Genomic DNA, 16,364 nt, shown 5'->3' with positions numbered 1-16,364 from the left:
CATGCGGCAAAGTTCTCGGCCTAACAACTTAATCTGTCTGGTAAAATGGCTTTACTCTATAATAGCTAACTTAGGCGGAAAGCCACTTTCGTGCTACCATACAAATCGTATTTCAATTGGGACGTTGAGATTATGATCCATCATCTAGTAATAACCGCTGTTGGCTCTGACCGACCAGGCATCTGTAACCGACTGACTCAAGTCGTGACGCGCTCTGGCGGCAATATTGTCGATAGCCGCATCGCACTCTTTGGCAAAGAGTTTACCTTGATCATGCTGGTCTCTGGCGAAATGACGGCCATCACCAAAATTGAAACCGTGCTGCCTTCTGTCAGTGTGGAACATGACTTGATGGTCGTGATGAAGCGCACCGCACCGCATCAAACGCCACAATACACGTATAAAGTTGATTGTACGGTGCAATCAGAAGACAGAGTGGGCTTAACCGAAGCCTTCACCCAGTTTTTTTCTAATCATCAAATCAACATTTCAGAACTAAGTGCCCAAACCTTTGCTTCCACCCACGAAGCTGAGGCAGACCAATTCCATATTCAAATTGCTGGGCTAACGGAATTAGAAATCGACACCGACAAACTCATCGCATCATTTAATAACTTATGCGATACCTTATCGGTATCAGGTCATCTTAATCTCCATCCCAAAACAGACTGATACTGATTTATCATTATGCAAAGTTAAAGGAAGATTCATGCAGATATTAACCGCTGGCACCCCTGCCCCAAACTTTTCATTGTTAGACCAAGATGGCAACACCGTTTCACTTGGTGATTTCAAAGGTAAAAAGATCCTATTTTATTTTTACCCTAAAGCCATGACACCTGGTTGTACCGTTCAAGCACAAGGGCTTCGTGATGTACAACAACAGTTGGCTGAAAAAAATGTCGTCGTACTTGGCGTCAGTATTGATCCAGTCAAACGTTTAGGTAAATTCATCGAGCGCGATAACTTAAACTTCACACTCCTTTCTGATGAAGATCATGCCGTCGCTGAACAATTTGGCGTGTGGGGCGAAAAGAAATTCATGGGCAAAGTGTATGACGGACTGCACCGTATTAGCTTCTTAATTGATGAAAATGGTGTGATTGAACATGTCTTCAACAAATTCAAAACCAAAGATCACCATGAAGTGGTATTAAATTACTTGAATGACAATGCCTAATACGGCAAACCCCAAGCCTAAAAAAGCCCAGCGTTCTGAAGTGACCCCCAATAGTTGGACACCAATTATTGGGGGTCTTTTTATGTCCAAGTACAGTCGAGCATTGAAATGCTCTATTGCTAAACAATATCTACAAGGCGAGAGTTCATCTGAAGAGCTTTCTCGTCTTCATTCCATACCATCACGTCAAATACGTTACTGGGCACAAGTGTTTGATATTCATGGTTATCAGTCATTTAAACCTCATGGATTTGCGAAGACCGCACAAACCAAACTGCAAGCTTTAAAACACATGTGGACGAATGGTTGGTCTGTCAGTCACACTAGTGCGATATTGAATTTTTCGTCTACTGGCACTCTCTCTGTTTGGCTCAAACAATATCAAAGAGATGGTATTCAGGGACTTGAGCGCAACAAAGGACGACCAACAATGAGTAAACACCCTTTTATTCAAGATAAGCACGATGATGAGAAAACACTTGAAGAGCTCAAAGAGGAGTTAGCGTACTTGCGAGCAGAGAACGCTGTCCTAAAAAAGTTAGAGGAGCTGGAACAGGAGAAACGTCGTCGAACAAAGAAAAAACGAAAGTAGTTCTAGCTCTTAGAAATCAATATTTACAACAACATCTCTTATATACCCTTAAGTTAGCGAGAAGTAGCTTCTACTATCATACGCAATCAAGCAACGCCGCAGATAGTTATCAAGATGAGAAGCAGTTGTTCGAGAAAATATACCATGACCATAAAGGGAGGTATGGCTATCGTCGCATTCACCTAGAGTTAAGGAAGCAGGACGTGATGTTAAACCATAAGACAGTTCAACGTCTGATGAGGTTACTTGGCTTGAAATCAACGGTTAGGCCCAAGCGGTACAGCTCATATAAGGGAGGAGCAGGAACAACCGCTCCGAATGTACTAGAGCGTGACTTCACTGCAACAAAGCCAGATGAGAAATGGGTAACAGATGTCACTGAGTTTAAAGTTAAGCAGCAGAAGGTGTACTTATCACCAATCGTCGATCTATTTACACAGGAAGTCGTCGCTTATAAGGTTGCTAAAAACGCGTGCTTACCTCTCGTCACTGACATGCTAACAGAGGCAGTTTCGACCTTAGATAAGAACGCGAAGCCAATCGTTCATAGCGATCAAGGGTGGCAATATAGGCATAGAAAATATCAGAAAGCTCTCGCTGACCGAGGGTTAACTCAAAGTATGTCGCGAAAAGGAAACTGTTTAGATAATGCAGTAGCAGAGAACTTCTTTGCCTTGCTGAAAACAGAAATGTACCATAACCAGCACTTTGAAAATGCGGATGACTTAATCACACAGATTGAAGAATACATCGAGTACTACAATACGAAACGCATCAAGGTGAAATTAAAAGGCCTGACTCCGATAGAATATCGAAATCAGGCCTTACAAGCCGCTTAACAGAACTGTCCAACTTTATGGGGTCACTTCATTCACTGGGCTTTTTTTATTCATTTTGTGTCAACTATTCAAGCTCTTAATAATAACTGCTTTGATTTTGTTTATCGTTGTCGTCAGTACTTGGAAGTGCATGCCACACCGCTTTGACCAACGTCGCTAGCGGAATCGCAAAGAACACGCCCCAGAAGCCCCATAAGCCACCAAAAACCAGTACTGCTACGATGATCGCAACCGGGTGTAAATTCACCGCTTCTGAGAATAGTACTGGAACCAGCACGTTACCATCCAACATTTGCACAATACCGTACGCAATGACTAACCAGTAAAATTGAGGCCCTAAGCCCCATTGGAACAAGGCCACCAGCACAACAGGCACCGTTACGGCGACGGCACCTATGTATGGAATCAACACCGAGAAACCTACCGCCACGGCTAATAGCAGCGGATAGCGTAAACCAAAGAAGAAAAAGACAAGGTAGCTGGCAACACCAACAATGACGATTTCTACCACCTTACCACGAATGTAGTTTGAAATTTGGCTATGCATTTCATCCCACACCTTGGTCGCTAAACGGCGATTTTGCGGCAGAATGCCACTAAACATGTTGATTAATTCCGTCTTATCTTTTAGCAAAAAGAAAATCAACAGCGGCACTAATACTAAATACACGCCAAGAGTGGCAATGCTCAATAATGAAGCCATTGAACCGCGAAGGATGGTATCCCCCATACCTAAAATTTTGGTTTGAGCATTATTCATGATCACTTCTATCAACTGCAAATCAGCCAAATCAGGGAAGCGGTCGGGTAAGCTGGCTATGTACATTTGGAATGTGGTGTACATATTAGGCATATCATTTAATAGGCTAGCAATCTGTTTCCAAATGGTTGGAATCAAGCCAAACAATGCCAATAACATTAAGCCAATGAAGGCACTGACGACGACCAACACACTGGCAAGCCTTGGTAAACCTAATTTAGACAAGCGGTTTACCGGCCATTCAAGCAGGTAGGATAAAACAATCGCAACCAGTAACGGGGCGATCAAGTGACCGAAGAAGTAAATAGTAATAAAGCCAAATAACAGTATGGCTACCAAGCTCACTGCGTGTGGATCAGAAAATCGTCGTTTATACCAACGAATAATCATTTCAAACATTCAACATTATTCCTTTTTGTCACCACCAAAGCCCACTCATCACCGTGATGATGGACGCCGGCTGAATAGGGAGGCTGGCTAAAAAATCGAACCATATCATTCAACGAGGCTTTATCACGCACTAAAATAGTAAGAGATTGATTCAACAATAGCTGGACACATTCCCGCTTAGCTCTAAGTAAAGCCATTGGGCAACGTTCTGAACGTAAATCTAGTGAATCCACTGACATTTAACCATTCCGTCTTTGTGATACAGTCATAGAGTCTATTGACTGAGATAAGATTCCATATACCGTACCATGCGAGTATAAATACTTTATCTAAAAAAGAAACCAAGTAGAGGGCTTAAGGTCTTATATATTTGAGTTACAAAAGATAAACTACCCTTTGTATTCGATGATCCCAAACTGGAACCATGGAATTACTTTGAGAAATAACGTCAAACAATAATGGATGTTGCTTAACGATATGCGTCAATTCTTTCGTACCACTGCTTGCTTATGCCTTTCTACCTTGCTTTGTGTGCAGCCAATCGCTTATGCACAGCAAGATCTGCCAGACATAGGAACGGTCGCAGCCGGCACACTCACCATCGCCCAGGAATTGGAATATGGTGATGCTTATATGCGCATTTTGCGTAGTAGTAGCCCCATCATCAATGATCCGGTCATGGATGAATACATCAGCACGCTTGGGCATCAATTGGTTGCCAACGCGAATAACGTTAAGACACCATTCCACTTTCACCTGATCCGCGATGGCAGTGTCAACGCCTTCGCTTTTTTTGGTGGTTATGTAGTCGCCAATACAGGGCTATTTTTACACGCCAATAATGAAAGTGAACTCGCTTCTGTTTTTGCTCACGAAATATCCCATGTGACTCAACGCCATTTAGCTCGCCACATGGAAGATCAAGCACGTCGCACCCCTCTCACCATAGCGGCGCTCGTGGGTTCATTATTATTAGCGATTGCATCTCCAGAAGCTGGTATTGCCGCGGTGAATGCCACCACAGCTGGCTCGATGCAAGCCAGCATTAACTACACTCGTTCTAATGAACAAGAAGCCGACCGTTTCGGTATTGAAACATTAGCCAAAGCCGGTTTTGATCCTGAAGGTATGCCCAATTTCTTTGGTCACTTAGCAGACCAATATCGCTATGCCAGCACACCACCGCCGATGCTGCTAAGCCACCCATTACCGAGCTCACGTTTAACTGAAGCACGTGACCGAGCCGGACGTTATCCTCGCGTGAACCCGTCTGTCTCTTTGCCATTTCACCTGGCAAAAGCCCGTGTGATTGCCCGTTATGCCAATATTGATTCTTCACAGTCGCTCGATTGGTTTAACCGCAAATTAAAATCCGCCACTCCCATGGTCAAACCAACGTTAGAGTACGGCCAAGCGTTAGTGTACATGGATAGCGGAAAGCTCGATCAAGCGGAAGGTATCCTGACTCACCTGCTTAAAACTGATCCGTACAACAATTTTTATCTCGATGCCGCAGCTGATCTTTATATACATAAAAAACAGTATGATACTGCTCTATCGCTACTCAAGGCTGGTTTAGAAAGAAAACCGGGCAACTCGGTATTAACCATCAACTACGCTAACGTGCTTATCGAAGCAAACCGTAGCAAAGAAGCCATTACCATCTTGCAGCGCTACACTCATAATAATCCCGATCAGACGGTAGGTTGGTCATTACTCGCAAGTGCCAACAGTAAAATCGCCAACGAGGCAGAACAACTGGCCGCTCAAGCAGAACTGTTCGCTCTAAGTGCTAACTGGAATAAAGCGATTAGTAACTACACCCGTGCCAGTCAATTGGCCGAATTAGGCAGTCTGCAACAAGCGAGATATGATGCCCGTATCGACCAATTACGCATTGAACAGCAACGTTTTGCTGCACTCAAATAACCCATTCGATCATAATAAAAACAGGTAAGGATAGAAGCATGTCAGTCACTATTTACCATAACCCACGCTGCTCTAAGAGCCGTCAAACCTTAGAATTATTAACCGAAAAAGGCATTGAGCCTCAAGTGGTGAAGTACTTAGAAGAAACCCCCACTGTCGAAACGTTAAAAAACCTATATCAACAACTTGGGCTGAACAAAGTTCGCGACATGATGCGCACTAAAGAAGACATTTATAAAGAATTAAATCTGGGTGATTCAAGCGTTACCGATGAACAGCTATTCGAAGCTATGGCAAACCATCCAAAATTAATTGAGCGCCCGATAGTGGTGAACAATGGTCAAGCACGTCATGGCCGCCCACCAGAGCAAGTGCTTGAGATTTTATGAGTCACGATCAGACGATAAACATCTTGGTGTTGTACCATAGCCGACATGGTACAACCCAACAGCTTGCTCGCCATATTGCACGCGGTGTTGCCAGTATTGCCCACTGTAAGGCTAACCTACGCACCGTTGCTGATATTGAAGCGAGCGATTACCCAGTCAAAGACCCCATTGTCACTATTCAAGAGTTAAAACAATGTGATGGTTTAGCCCTCGGTAGCCCAGTCTGGTTTGGTAATATGAGCGCTGCAATGAAGCATTTTTGGGATCAAACCACTTCCCTTTGGCTGACGGGCGACTTAATTGACAAGCCGGCTTGTGTGTTTACTTCATCGTCCTCACCTCATGGCGGGCAAGAAACGACCCAACAATCCATGATGCTGCCTTTACTCCATCACGGCATGATGATCATGGGTATTCCCTATTCAGAGCCTAACTTACATACCAGCCTACAGGGTGGTACGCCTTATGGTGCTAGCTCTATCTCCAAACAAGGTCAACAACCTTTAGATAAACAAGTGACCGAGCTAGCATTTGCACAAGGCCAACGTTTAGCCAAAGCCGCATTGGCCTTATCATCGCTGTAATATTCAAAACCGCATTATGGATCTATGAACACACCGACAACCCCAATTAGCCGTTACCTCGCTCTATTCAGTTATCTTGCCCTACTAGGTTGGGTTATCGCTTGGCATGGATGGATTTCACCGCACCCGGATCTTAACCCGACTGCGGTGACCGTCGGTTGGTGTATTCCATTATTACTGCCATTTATCGGCATCATTAAAGGCAAACCTTACACGCACGCGTGGGCGAACTTTATTTTGATGTTCTACTTCTTGCACTCGCTCACCCTCCTATACGTTGTTAATGGTGAACGCTGGCTCGCGGCGATAGAACTGCTCCTGACGACACTCAACTTTGCTGGAAATATTTTCTACGCCAGACAAAAAAGCCGCGCTCTAGGGCTAAAACTGCCGCGTTTATCCGAAGTCGAAAAGCGAGAAAAAGCACGCTTTGAAGGGCACAAATAAGCGTTTTCGAACGATAAGGCAGCCTACTTTAAGGGGTCACTTATAGTAAGGTTGCCATCACCTTCTGAATTTCAGACCGTAGCCATCTGTGCGCTGGATTATTATGCTGCCTTGCATGCCAAACCATATGATATTGATATTCAGCCGTTTCCACTGGCGGTTGGCGAATGACAATATCAAGATGTTCCGCCATTTTGTCAGCAAGGCAACCGGGTAAAGTCAATAACAAGTCGCTTTGTTCAATCGCATAAGGCGCAGCGGTAAAGTGCGGCATACGAAGCACAACGTTACGTTTACGTCCAACTTTCGCTAACGCCAAATCGATTGATCCGGCACGGTCTCCGCCCATGGTGATCAAAGCATGCGAGCTGTCGCAATAAGCATCGAGCGTCAATTCTTGCTGAGCTAATGGATGGCCTTTTCTCATAATAGTAACCAGACGATCCGGCCCTAACGCTTGCGCATAAATATCAGCCTGTGCTTTTTGCACGTCACTACTAAAACTCAAATCCCCTTCTCCTAATGATAACTTCTCCATCATGTCCGGCTGACGATTCAAACAGGTCAACGAAATACCGGGCGCTTGCTCAAACAAACTTTTATAGACCGGTGGCATAAACACTTGTGAGAAAAAATCACTCATCATCAAGGTGAAATGGGTATTCGCCTTATGCGGTTCAAATTCTGCCGGATTCAACAAGGTCTCGGCATGTTGCAGCAGGCAATCCAACGAGGTCGACATTTCCAACGTACGCTCAGTGGGAATTAATCCACCTTTGGTTCGGACAAACAGTGGATCACCAAATTGATGGCGTAAACGCTGCAAGGTACGACTCATGGCCGATTGAGTGATATTCAGTTGTATGGCTGCCTTCGTCACACTTTTGCTGCGTATTAACGCTTGCAGTGCCACCAGCAAATTCAAATCCACTTGACTCAATTTATTCATGTTATGACTTTAACTCATTTTGGTAATTATCATTATGCATTAGGAATATATTATGTTTACCGCTAATCTAACAATCAAAATTTCAAGCCATACTTTGATAACCCTTGATTAAATAGAGGTTCCGATGCACATAGAAAGTAAAGGTTACGCTTTAAAGCAGCGTCCGACAGGTCTGCCTACCCTCGATTGTTTTGAACTACAAACCCAAACCATTTCTGATATTAAAGATGGCCAGTTTGTGATTAAAAACCTTTGGCTATCTGTAGATCCATATATGCGCGGCAGAATGTCAGATGCGGAAAGTTATGTTCCCCCATTTCAGCTTGGTGAGTTGATGCAAGGCTCTGCTATTGGTGAAGTGATTGAATCTAAACATTCAGATTTTCAAGTAGGCGACAAAGTAAATAGCATGCTGGGTTGGCGTGAATATGCGGTGTCTAATGGCGACATGGTGCAAAAACTGCCACACACTGAATTACCCGATCAAAGTTTTCTCGGCGTCGCAGGTATGCCTGGGTTGACCGCTTGGGTTGGCTTAAACGTTATCGGTGAATTAAAAGAAGGCGACACTGTCCTTGTTTCAGCCGCCTCTGGTGCAGTAGGTAGCCTTGTGTGCCAATTTGCCAAACTCAAAGGTTGCCGCGTTGTCGGTAGTGCCGGTAGCGCAGAAAAAATCGAATGGCTACTTTCTCTCGGTGTCGATGCCGTAATCAATTACAAAAATTACCATAGCGCCGCTGAACTCGAATCTGCTCTAGCGCAACATTGCCCAAATGGCGTCGATTTATGTTATGAAAACGTCGGTGGCGATCATTTTGAAGCCGCGTTAAATCTTATGAATCGTTATGGCCGTATGGCAGTGTGCGGCATGATCGATCTCTATAACTTAGAAGATGCCAAAGCCGGCCCAAACAACTTAGCCAACATCGTTAAGAAGAGCTTACGCATTCAAGGCTTTATCGTTTCCGATCATTGGGAGCATTACCCAAGCTATGTCGCTCAACTGAGTCAATGGGTCAAAGAAGGCAAGATCAGTTGGAAAGAAACCGTCCGTAGCGGTATTGAATCAACACCAAACGCTTTCTTAGGCTTATTCACTGGTGAGAACATCGGCAAGATGCTGATTCAACTATAAAAATAAGCCCATCAGACAGTAAACAAACAAAATTACAGAATAATAGCCACAAGCACATCACGGCTTGCGGCTAATTTTAGCAGGAGCAATAGATGAACAATTTCAGTTACCAAAACACGACACAAATTCATTTTGGCCAAGGTCAAATTGCCGCGATCACCAACAGCATTCCTCAAGATAAAAAAATTCTTGTCACTTATGGCGGCGGCTCAATCAAAAGCAACGGTGTTTATGATCAAGTGGTTGAGGCATTAAAAGATCATAACTGGGGTGAATTTTCTGGTATTGAGCCAAACCCACAATACGACACATTAATGAAAGCAGTCGAAAAAATTCGCGCTGAAGGCTTTGATTATCTTCTGGCTGTCGGTGGCGGCTCAGTCGTTGACGGAACTAAATTCATTGCAGCAGCAGTTAATTTCTCTGGTGAAGAAGAATGGGACATCCTGGCTAAGCGGGCTCCGGTTGAATCTGCACTACCGTTAGGCTGTATTCTGACTCTACCGGCTACAGGTTCAGAAACCAACATTGGCGCGGTAGTCACTCGTGGTAAAGACAAATTGTCCTTCATGAGCCCATTTGTACGCCCACAGTTTGCCGTACTTGACCCACAAACCACATTGAGCCTATCAGAGCGTCAAACCTCAAACGGTGTTGTGGATGCGTTTGTACATGTTATGGAGCAATACCTAACCTACCCTGTGAACGCTAAAATCCAAGATCGCTTTGCTGAAGGCATTTTGCTGACACTTATCGAAGAAGGTCCAAAACTTATCGATAATCTACAAGATCTTGAAGCTCGAACTAACGTGATGTGGGCGGCAACTCAAGCACTGAGCGGTTTAATTGGCGTAGGCGTACCACAAGATTGGGCAACACACATGATTGGTCACGAACTAACCGGTAACTTTGGGGTTGACCACGGTCGCAGCCTAACCATCGTACTACCTGCGGTGATGGACGTATGTCGTGAAGAGAAAAAAGCCAAATTACTGCAATATGCAGAGCGTATCTGGAACATTACGGATGGCTCTGATGACGCACGCATCGATGTCGCTATCGAGAAAACCAAGCAATTCTTCAGCCAGATGAAAACACCAGTATCCCTATCTGAAATTGATCTAACCGCTGAAGATATCAATACTGCAATGACCAGCCTTGAAGCACACGGCATGCTAAAACTGGGTGAGCACGGCTCGATTGACTTAGCGCGTTCACGTAAGATTTTGGAAACGGCACTGTAATACTGCTGATTTATATCCTAGAAATTGGGTATAAATACCTAAAACAACAAAGGGATCCAATTGGATCCCTTTGTTTTGTATAGAATAATATTATTTCAAATCAAACCAAAGCTGGTCATTTAATGCTGGTTGTAATGCAGGTTGATTGGCAGATGACTCATCCGTTGAATTCGGTGCGTCAGAAGCCATATCATCAGCCATAACAGAATCGCTTTCAGCGCTGCCCTGTTCAGGAGTGTGTTCTTGCGCCGCTTGTTTCGCGACAACCGAAGGGTCAACAGGTGCATTCAACTGTGTCACGCCTTTTTGTTGGCTCACCTGCTTTTTAAAATCTTCTTCATTGGTCAAAAGCTGAACATCGAACGTCACTGTATCGGCTTGAATCGATTGCACTTGTACTGTCGCTACGCTGTCTAAACCATTTAATAAGCGCTCTAATTTAAAGAAAGCCGGAGCCGATTGAATACCGGTGAAATTAGCCCATAAGGCACCTTCCGCCACTTGCGCATTGCCGCTTGGCTTATTCTTTTGCGCGTAATATTGGCTGACTTTACCCATAGCAAGTTGGATGGTCTGGCCGGCATCAGCAGCGTCTGTGTCCTTTGTTGATTCGATACCTGTTAACGTTGGCTGTGGATTCTGTTCAATGTTTTGTGGCGCACTATCATAAAGTTGCCAGTTGAGTTCTGAACTCTTGCCATTTTGTGTGAGTTTTAACACCAACACCGCATCAACAGGGTAACGTACGCTGGCTGCTTCAAGTGGCGCCGGAAAATTGCCCCATATATCAGTGGCAGAAATTTTGGTCATGTCGTCCATATCACCCAGTGGCAAAGTGATAGGTAACCCGGCTTGTTTTGCGGCCTGCTGGAGTTGCTCAACAGACGTTAAACCCGATTGTTCCCAGCCAATTTGTCGCTGCACATTATCGTCTTGCACCAACCACACCAGCAGGTTTTCTCGTTCTGCTGGCCAATAAGTGGCATTGGCTTGTTGCAGTAACGCCGTAATTTGCTTTGGGTTGTATTGCATATCGAGGCTTTTTTGCCCATCCAATGTGCCATATTTGAATTTCGCCAAATAATCCGAACCGTCACGCAGGGCTTTTTTTACCACGCTGTTGTTGGCGATATTGGCATCTCCAGAAGCTTTCACTAAAACTTGCTCTAACCCCTGTGACCAAGCCACCGAGTTGGCATTTTTTTCTTGAGTCAGTACCACTTCGGCATGATAAATATCCACTTTCGTTTTTGCCAAAGCAGAAAATGGAAAAATCAAAGAGGCAATAATAGGAACAACGAGATAACGCATAACAAACCTGTTTTTGGTTCAAAGATAAAAAATTTAAGCCCGCAATCATACAGGAATCAAACGGTAATTTCTTGGCTCAGCTCAACATCTTAATTTTGTGAGCGAAAATAAAAAAGCGACTCAATAATAGAGCCGCTTTTTGCAAAATAATTCCGTGATTTTACTGATTTTTATTGAGTACCAAAAATCTTATCACCCGCATCGCCCAAACCTGGAACAATGTAGCCTTTATCATCCAATTTTTCATCGATAGCAGCGGTGTAAAGCTCAACATCTGGGTGCGCTTTTTCTAATGCTTCAATACCTTCTGGCGCAGCGACTAATACCAAGACTTTAATTTGCTGACAGCCTTGCTCTTTCAGTAAGTCGATCGTCGCAATCATTGATCCACCCGTTGCCAACATTGGGTCAACCACAAGTGCGATTCGCTCATCAATACGAGAAGTTAATTTGTTGAAGTATGGAATAGGTTCAAGCGTTTCTTCATCGCGGTAAATACCCACTACAGAGATACGCGCACTTGGCATGTGCTCAAGTACGCCATCCATCATACCTAAACCTGCACGCAAAATAGGCACAACAGTGACTTTTTTACCTTTGATTTGATCAATTTCAACTGGACCATTCCAACCTTTAATGGTCACTTTTTCTGTTTCAAAATCAGAGGTTGCTTCATAAGTTAGAAGGCTACCCACTTCTGTCGCTAATTCACGAAAACGTTTGGTGCTGATATCGCCTTCGCGCATTAAACCAAGTTTATGTTTAACCAGTGGGTGTTTAACTTCTACGACTTTCATGTCCTACTCCATGCTTAAATTTTTTACAAACGGGGCAAGTATACTCCAAAACACACTGAAATGGTTGATAGATATCATCTAAAATGATGGCCTATTGATAAAAAAATAGCGCAAACAAAAAATGACGCAAACGTTTTCCTTTTTGTTTCATCCCCTGTTAGAATAGCGCCGTTTTTCACATCCAATCAAAATCAAAGCGAGGATATCCCCGTGAGCGGTAACAATTCTTCTCTAAGCTACAAAGACGCTGGTGTTGATATTGATGCAGGTAATGCATTAGTTGATAAAATTAAGGGTGTGGTAAAACGCACTCGTCGCCCAGAAGTGATGGGTGGCATCGGTGGTTTTGGCGCGCTATGCGAACTTCCAACCAAATATAAGCAGCCGCTTCTTGTTTCTGGCACCGACGGTGTGGGTACAAAATTGCGTCTGGCTTTGGATATGAAAAAACACGACACCATCGGTATCGATTTAGTTGCCATGTGTGTCAATGACCTTATCGTACAAGGTGCAGAACCGCTATTTTTCCTAGATTACTATGCAACAGGCAAACTGGATGTTGATACCGCAGCAAGTGTGGTAGCGGGTATTGGCGAAGGTTGTGTACAAGCTGGCTGTGCACTTATCGGCGGTGAAACGGCTGAAATGCCAGGCATGTATGAAGGCGAAGATTACGATGTCGCTGGCTTCTGTGTTGGCGTCGTTGAAAAAGCCGACGTTATTGATGGTTCAAAAGTGGCCGCAGGTGATGCTCTTATCGCCGTTGGTTCTAGTGGTCCACACTCAAATGGCTACTCACTAATCCGTAAGATTTTAGAAGTATCAAACGCCGATCTTAACGAAGATTTGAATGGCCGTACGATTGGTGAACACCTGATCGAACCAACAAAAATCTACATCAAATCGGGCCTAAAAATGATTGAGAAATATGACATTCATGCTATTTCTCACATCACAGGCGGCGGTTTCTGGGAAAATATCCCACGCGTATTACCAGAAAACACCAAAGCGGTAATCGACGGAAACAGTTGGGAATGGCCTGCGATCTTCTCTTGGTTACAACAAAAAGGTAACGTTGAGACTTACGAAATGTACCGCACCTTCAACTGTGGTGTTGGTCTTATCGTTGCACTACCACAAGTTCAAGCTCAAGCTGCGGTTGAATTACTGAAAGCTGAAGGTGAAAATGCTTGGGTTATTGGTCACATTGCAGAAGCGGCAGCAGGCGAAGAGCAAGTCGAGATCAATTAATACTGAGAGCCGAGAGCCGAGAGCCGAGAGCCGAGAGCCGAGAGCCGAGAGCCGAGAGCCGAGAGCCGAGAGCCGAGAGCCGAGAAGATTTTGGTTTGAGGCTCCTTTTATTTTCAAGGGCTTGTATTACAAAGGTAACACATGAAAAATATTGTTGTATTAGTTTCAGGCAATGGCAGTAACCTACAGGCCATTATTGATGCTTGCGAGTCAGGCCAAATTAACGCCAAGATCACTGCTGTGTTTTCAAACAAAGCATCGGCTTATGGGCTTGAACGAGCAAAAAAACACAATATTCCAGCGCACTCCCTTGCTGCGCAAGACTTTTTAACACCAGACAATCAACCCGATCGACAAGCGTTTGATGCTGAACTTATGCAACAAATTGACACTTACCAGCCTGATCTTGTCATACTTGCCGGTTACATGCGTATTCTCAGTGCAGACTTTGTACAACATTACTTAGGTAGAATGCTCAACATCCATCCGTCTTTATTACCGAAATACTCTGGGCTTCATACCCACCAGCGTGCTATTGATGCGGGTGATACCGAGCATGGCACAAGCGTACACTTTGTCACAGAAGAACTTGATGGCGGCCCGGTGATTCTTCAAGCTAAAGTCCCGGTATTTGAAGACGATGATGCAGATGCATTAGCAGAACGTGTGTTGGTTCAAGAACATCAAATCTACCCATTAGTCACTCAATGGTTTATTGATGGCCGATTGGAAATGCAAGGCAATCATGCTTATCTAGATGGTCAAAAGTTGGGGCTGCACGGATACGCGGAAGATTAAGACTGTTTCGGGATCCGAGTGCGCTTCGCTTAGAGAGCCAAAAAGAGTAAAAGCCAAAAGCAGTTGCGAGTTGCGAGTTGCGAGTTGCGAGTTGCGAGTTGCGAGTTGCGAGTTGCGAGTTGCGAGTTGCGAGTTGCGAGAAAGATTGTGCTTAGTGACTCAGTAATATCAAGCACAATCTCCAACTTTATTGCTGACCCTACCCACGGTAAAGCCGAGCGACGAGCAGCAACGCGCCCGAGCTCCGAGAAACTTTAACCTTAACCTAGTTACCAGGAACCAGGAACCAGGAACCAGGAACCGAATATCCTCTTACGCAAACGGCTTATCAATCAAATCCAAGCTATTATCCAAAATCAATTCACCAAATTGAAATACGCCAAATTCACCCGGTTTCATTTTATGCCAACGTTCATTGTCGGTTAAAGGCTGTGTGGCAATCACAGAGACCACATCATTCGGAGTGGTTTCTTGTTGAAAATCGATAGTTACTTCTTCATCGATTAAGGTCGCTTGACCAAAAGGCGCTCTGCGAGTGATCCAATGTAGGTTATTGGTGCAATACATCATCACGTACTCACCATCACTCAGCAGCATGTTAAACACACCAAGCTTTCTCAATTCATCACAACATTGAGCGATAAATTCGAACACATCGTTCATTTGTCTTGGGTGCGGCGGCTCTGGATAACGCTGCTCCAATTGGCTCAAAATCCAACAAAATGACAACTCACTGTCGGTTTCTCCGATTGGACGATGACGGCCTGTATTAAGATCTTGGTAACCACTTAATTGACCGTTATGCGCAAAAGTCCAGTTCTTACCCCATAATTCACGAGTAAACGGGTGAGTGTTTTCTAAATTGACCCCACCTCGATTCGCTTGGCGAATATGGCTGATCACCGCACAACTTTTAATTGGATAATTTTGTACTAATTCAGCGATTTTAGAATGGCAGCTCGGATTCGGGTCTTTAAAATTACGACAGCCTTTTCCTTCATAAAAAGTGATCCCCCAGCCATCACGATGCGGGCCGGTTTTACCACCACGTTGTATTAATCCGGTAAAACTGAAGCAAATATCCGTTGGGACATTGGCACTCATACCGAGCAATTCACACATTCATTTATCCTTAATGACCACTTACTGTACTAACCGACATTGCCGATTACTTTTCCATTTCTTTTTCAATCAGCTGAATGACGATATGGATGATCTTAATGTGTACTTCTTGGATACGATCCGCGTAACCAAAATGAGGAACACGAATTTCCACATCAGCAATACCCGCCATTTTACCGCCATCTTTACCCGTTAGTGCGATGGTCTTCATGCCTTTTTCTTTTGCCGCTTCCATCGCTTTTAGGATATTGCCAGAGTTACCTGAAGTCGATAAGCCAAACAGTACATCACCTTTTTGACCAACCGCCTCAAGATAACGAGAAAACACATATTCATAGCCGAAATCGTTACTCACGCATGACAAGTGGCTCGGGTCTGAAATCGCAATGCCAGGATAACCTGGACGATTTTCACGGTAACGCCCCGTCAATTCTTCGGCAAAATGCATCGCATCGCAATGTGAACCACCGTTACCACAAGATAAAACCTTACCGCCTTGTTTGAATGAATTGGCGATCAGCTTTGCGGCATCTTCAATATCTTGAATGTTTTTTTCATCACTTAAAAATGCATTGAGGACTTGAGCCGCTTCGGTTAATTCACTTCGGATTAAATCTTGATACATGGGAATGTCCCTTATTTGGATT

Annotated in this window: 18 protein-coding genes and 1 pseudogene; 12 read left to right on the top strand and 7 right to left on the bottom strand. The window is 44.2% G+C overall.

The annotated features are described in order from the left end of the window. The first annotated feature begins 132 nt into the window (after nt 1-132). The 4 genes and pseudogenes from Vgang_RS03885 to Vgang_RS03870 all read left to right on the top strand — a co-directional run. The gene (locus tag Vgang_RS03885; RefSeq protein WP_105902509.1) at nt 133-672 is read left to right on the top strand and encodes a glycine cleavage system protein R; all 540 of its coding nucleotides are present in this window, start codon (nt 133-135) and stop codon (nt 670-672) included. Nucleotides 673-709: 37 nt separating this feature from the next. Next, a complete protein-coding gene (gene bcp / locus Vgang_RS03880; RefSeq protein ID WP_105902510.1) occupies nt 710-1,180 on the top strand; it encodes a thioredoxin-dependent thiol peroxidase in 471 nt (156 codons plus the stop codon). A gap of 82 nt (nt 1,181-1,262) precedes the next feature. Then, nucleotides 1,263-1,772, top strand: a complete 510-nt coding sequence (locus tag Vgang_RS03875) for a transposase (protein WP_319952088.1) — start codon at nt 1,263-1,265, stop codon at nt 1,770-1,772. Beyond that, nucleotides 1,760-2,611: pseudogene (locus Vgang_RS03870) on the top strand (IS3 family transposase); the annotation flags it as partial. The gene Vgang_RS03875 and the pseudogene Vgang_RS03870, both read left to right, overlap by 13 nt. 76 nt (nt 2,612-2,687) lie before the next feature. Here the strand turns inward: Vgang_RS03870 and Vgang_RS03865 are convergent. Both Vgang_RS03865 and Vgang_RS03860 read right to left on the bottom strand, forming a co-directional pair. Further along, the gene (locus Vgang_RS03865) at nt 2,688-3,770 is read right to left on the bottom strand and encodes an AI-2E family transporter (protein ID WP_105903514.1); all 1,083 of its coding nucleotides are present in this window, start codon (nt 3,768-3,770) and stop codon (nt 2,688-2,690) included. Beyond that, nucleotides 3,758-4,000: a sulfurtransferase TusA family protein gene (locus Vgang_RS03860; protein ID WP_105903513.1), complete on the bottom strand. Its 243-nt coding sequence runs from the start codon at nt 3,998-4,000 to the stop codon at nt 3,758-3,760. The genes Vgang_RS03865 and Vgang_RS03860 overlap by 13 nt, the downstream gene beginning before the upstream one ends. 238 nt (nt 4,001-4,238) lie before the next feature. On the opposite strand from Vgang_RS03860, the gene bepA reads away from it, so the two are divergent. From bepA to Vgang_RS03840, 4 genes are read left to right on the top strand one after another with little or no spacing between them, the layout of a single operon-like run. Next, a complete protein-coding gene (gene bepA / locus Vgang_RS03855; protein ID WP_105903517.1) occupies nt 4,239-5,690 on the top strand; it encodes a beta-barrel assembly-enhancing protease in 1,452 nt (483 codons plus the stop codon). Nucleotides 5,691-5,728: 38 nt separating this feature from the next. Next, a complete protein-coding gene (gene arsC, locus Vgang_RS03850; protein WP_105903512.1) occupies nt 5,729-6,079 on the top strand; it encodes an arsenate reductase (glutaredoxin) in 351 nt (116 codons plus the stop codon). Beyond that, the gene (wrbA, locus tag Vgang_RS03845; protein WP_105903511.1) at nt 6,076-6,663 is read left to right on the top strand and encodes an NAD(P)H:quinone oxidoreductase; all 588 of its coding nucleotides are present in this window, start codon (nt 6,076-6,078) and stop codon (nt 6,661-6,663) included. The genes arsC and wrbA overlap by 4 nt, the downstream gene beginning before the upstream one ends. A 24-nt stretch (nt 6,664-6,687) precedes the next feature. Then, the gene (locus tag Vgang_RS03840) at nt 6,688-7,110 is read left to right on the top strand and encodes a DUF2069 domain-containing protein (RefSeq protein WP_105903510.1); all 423 of its coding nucleotides are present in this window, start codon (nt 6,688-6,690) and stop codon (nt 7,108-7,110) included. Between the two features lie 40 nt (nt 7,111-7,150). On the opposite strand, the gene Vgang_RS03835 is transcribed toward Vgang_RS03840, so the two are convergent. Then, on the bottom strand, nt 7,151-8,059 hold the full coding sequence (locus Vgang_RS03835; protein ID WP_105903509.1) for a LysR family transcriptional regulator: 909 nt from the start codon (nt 8,057-8,059) through the stop codon (nt 7,151-7,153). A gap of 124 nt (nt 8,060-8,183) precedes the next feature. Here Vgang_RS03835 and Vgang_RS03830 point away from each other — a divergent pair, with 124 nt between their 5' ends. Further along, on the top strand, nt 8,184-9,194 hold the full coding sequence (locus Vgang_RS03830; protein ID WP_105903508.1) for an NADP-dependent oxidoreductase: 1,011 nt from the start codon (nt 8,184-8,186) through the stop codon (nt 9,192-9,194). Nucleotides 9,195-9,286: 92 nt separating this feature from the next. Further along, a complete protein-coding gene (locus Vgang_RS03825; RefSeq protein ID WP_105903507.1) occupies nt 9,287-10,438 on the top strand; it encodes an iron-containing alcohol dehydrogenase in 1,152 nt (383 codons plus the stop codon). 90 nt (nt 10,439-10,528) lie between these two features. Here Vgang_RS03825 and Vgang_RS03820 read toward each other — a convergent pair whose 3' ends face one another. After that, nucleotides 10,529-11,749: a DUF2066 domain-containing protein gene (locus Vgang_RS03820; RefSeq protein WP_105903506.1), complete on the bottom strand. Its 1,221-nt coding sequence runs from the start codon at nt 11,747-11,749 to the stop codon at nt 10,529-10,531. Nucleotides 11,750-11,919: 170 nt separating this feature from the next. After that, nucleotides 11,920-12,546, bottom strand: coding sequence for a uracil phosphoribosyltransferase (upp, locus tag Vgang_RS03815; RefSeq protein WP_105903505.1), 627 nt, complete (start codon nt 12,544-12,546; stop codon nt 11,920-11,922). A 210-nt stretch (nt 12,547-12,756) separates the two neighbouring features. On the opposite strand from upp, the gene purM reads away from it, so the two are divergent. Both purM and purN read left to right on the top strand, forming a co-directional pair. Then, a complete protein-coding gene (gene purM / locus Vgang_RS03810) occupies nt 12,757-13,797 on the top strand; it encodes a phosphoribosylformylglycinamidine cyclo-ligase (protein ID WP_105903504.1) in 1,041 nt (346 codons plus the stop codon). A gap of 141 nt (nt 13,798-13,938) precedes the next feature. Next, nucleotides 13,939-14,595, top strand: coding sequence for a phosphoribosylglycinamide formyltransferase (gene purN, locus Vgang_RS03805; RefSeq protein ID WP_105903503.1), 657 nt, complete (start codon nt 13,939-13,941; stop codon nt 14,593-14,595). Between the two features lie 312 nt (nt 14,596-14,907). Here the strand turns inward: purN and Vgang_RS03800 are convergent, their stop codons facing one another. After that, nucleotides 14,908-15,717 carry a class II glutamine amidotransferase gene (locus Vgang_RS03800; protein WP_105903502.1) on the bottom strand — a complete coding sequence of 270 codons (810 nt, stop codon included), beginning with the start codon at nt 15,715-15,717 and terminating at the stop codon, nt 14,908-14,910. A gap of 46 nt (nt 15,718-15,763) precedes the next feature. Beyond that, nucleotides 15,764-16,342 (bottom strand): D-sedoheptulose 7-phosphate isomerase, encoded by a 579-nt coding sequence (gene lpcA / locus Vgang_RS03795; protein WP_105903501.1) that lies wholly within the window; start codon nt 16,340-16,342, stop codon nt 15,764-15,766. Between the last annotated feature and the right edge of the window lie 22 nt (nt 16,343-16,364).

The sequence above is a fragment of the Vibrio gangliei genome (assembly GCF_026001925.1).
GTDB lineage: Bacteria > Pseudomonadota > Gammaproteobacteria > Enterobacterales > Vibrionaceae > Vibrio > Vibrio gangliei.
This window is presented reverse-complemented; position numbering and strand designations above follow the sequence as displayed.

Coding starts and splice junctions, on each gene's coding strand:
- wrbA (WP_105903511.1), top strand. CDS start 6,076: ATGAGTCACGATCAGACGATAAACATCTTGGTGTTGTACCATAGCCGA.
- arsC (WP_105903512.1), top strand. CDS start 5,729: ATGTCAGTCACTATTTACCATAACCCACGCTGCTCTAAGAGCCGTCAA.
- bcp (WP_105902510.1), top strand. CDS start 710: ATGCAGATATTAACCGCTGGCACCCCTGCCCCAAACTTTTCATTGTTA.
- lpcA (WP_105903501.1), bottom strand. CDS start 16,342: ATGTATCAAGATTTAATCCGAAGTGAATTAACCGAAGCGGCTCAAGTC.
- Vgang_RS03885 (WP_105902509.1), top strand. CDS start 133: ATGATCCATCATCTAGTAATAACCGCTGTTGGCTCTGACCGACCAGGC.
- Vgang_RS03820 (WP_105903506.1), bottom strand. CDS start 11,749: ATGCGTTATCTCGTTGTTCCTATTATTGCCTCTTTGATTTTTCCATTT.
- Vgang_RS03840 (WP_105903510.1), top strand. CDS start 6,688: ATGAACACACCGACAACCCCAATTAGCCGTTACCTCGCTCTATTCAGT.
- bepA (WP_105903517.1), top strand. CDS start 4,239: ATGCGTCAATTCTTTCGTACCACTGCTTGCTTATGCCTTTCTACCTTG.
- Vgang_RS03860 (WP_105903513.1), bottom strand. CDS start 4,000: ATGTCAGTGGATTCACTAGATTTACGTTCAGAACGTTGCCCAATGGCT.
- Vgang_RS03875 (WP_319952088.1), top strand. CDS start 1,263: ATGTCCAAGTACAGTCGAGCATTGAAATGCTCTATTGCTAAACAATAT.
- Vgang_RS03835 (WP_105903509.1), bottom strand. CDS start 8,059: ATGAATAAATTGAGTCAAGTGGATTTGAATTTGCTGGTGGCACTGCAA.
- purN (WP_105903503.1), top strand. CDS start 13,939: ATGAAAAATATTGTTGTATTAGTTTCAGGCAATGGCAGTAACCTACAG.
- Vgang_RS03800 (WP_105903502.1), bottom strand. CDS start 15,717: ATGTGTGAATTGCTCGGTATGAGTGCCAATGTCCCAACGGATATTTGC.
- upp (WP_105903505.1), bottom strand. CDS start 12,546: ATGAAAGTCGTAGAAGTTAAACACCCACTGGTTAAACATAAACTTGGT.
- Vgang_RS03825 (WP_105903507.1), top strand. CDS start 9,287: ATGAACAATTTCAGTTACCAAAACACGACACAAATTCATTTTGGCCAA.
- Vgang_RS03830 (WP_105903508.1), top strand. CDS start 8,184: ATGCACATAGAAAGTAAAGGTTACGCTTTAAAGCAGCGTCCGACAGGT.
- Vgang_RS03865 (WP_105903514.1), bottom strand. CDS start 3,770: ATGTTTGAAATGATTATTCGTTGGTATAAACGACGATTTTCTGATCCA.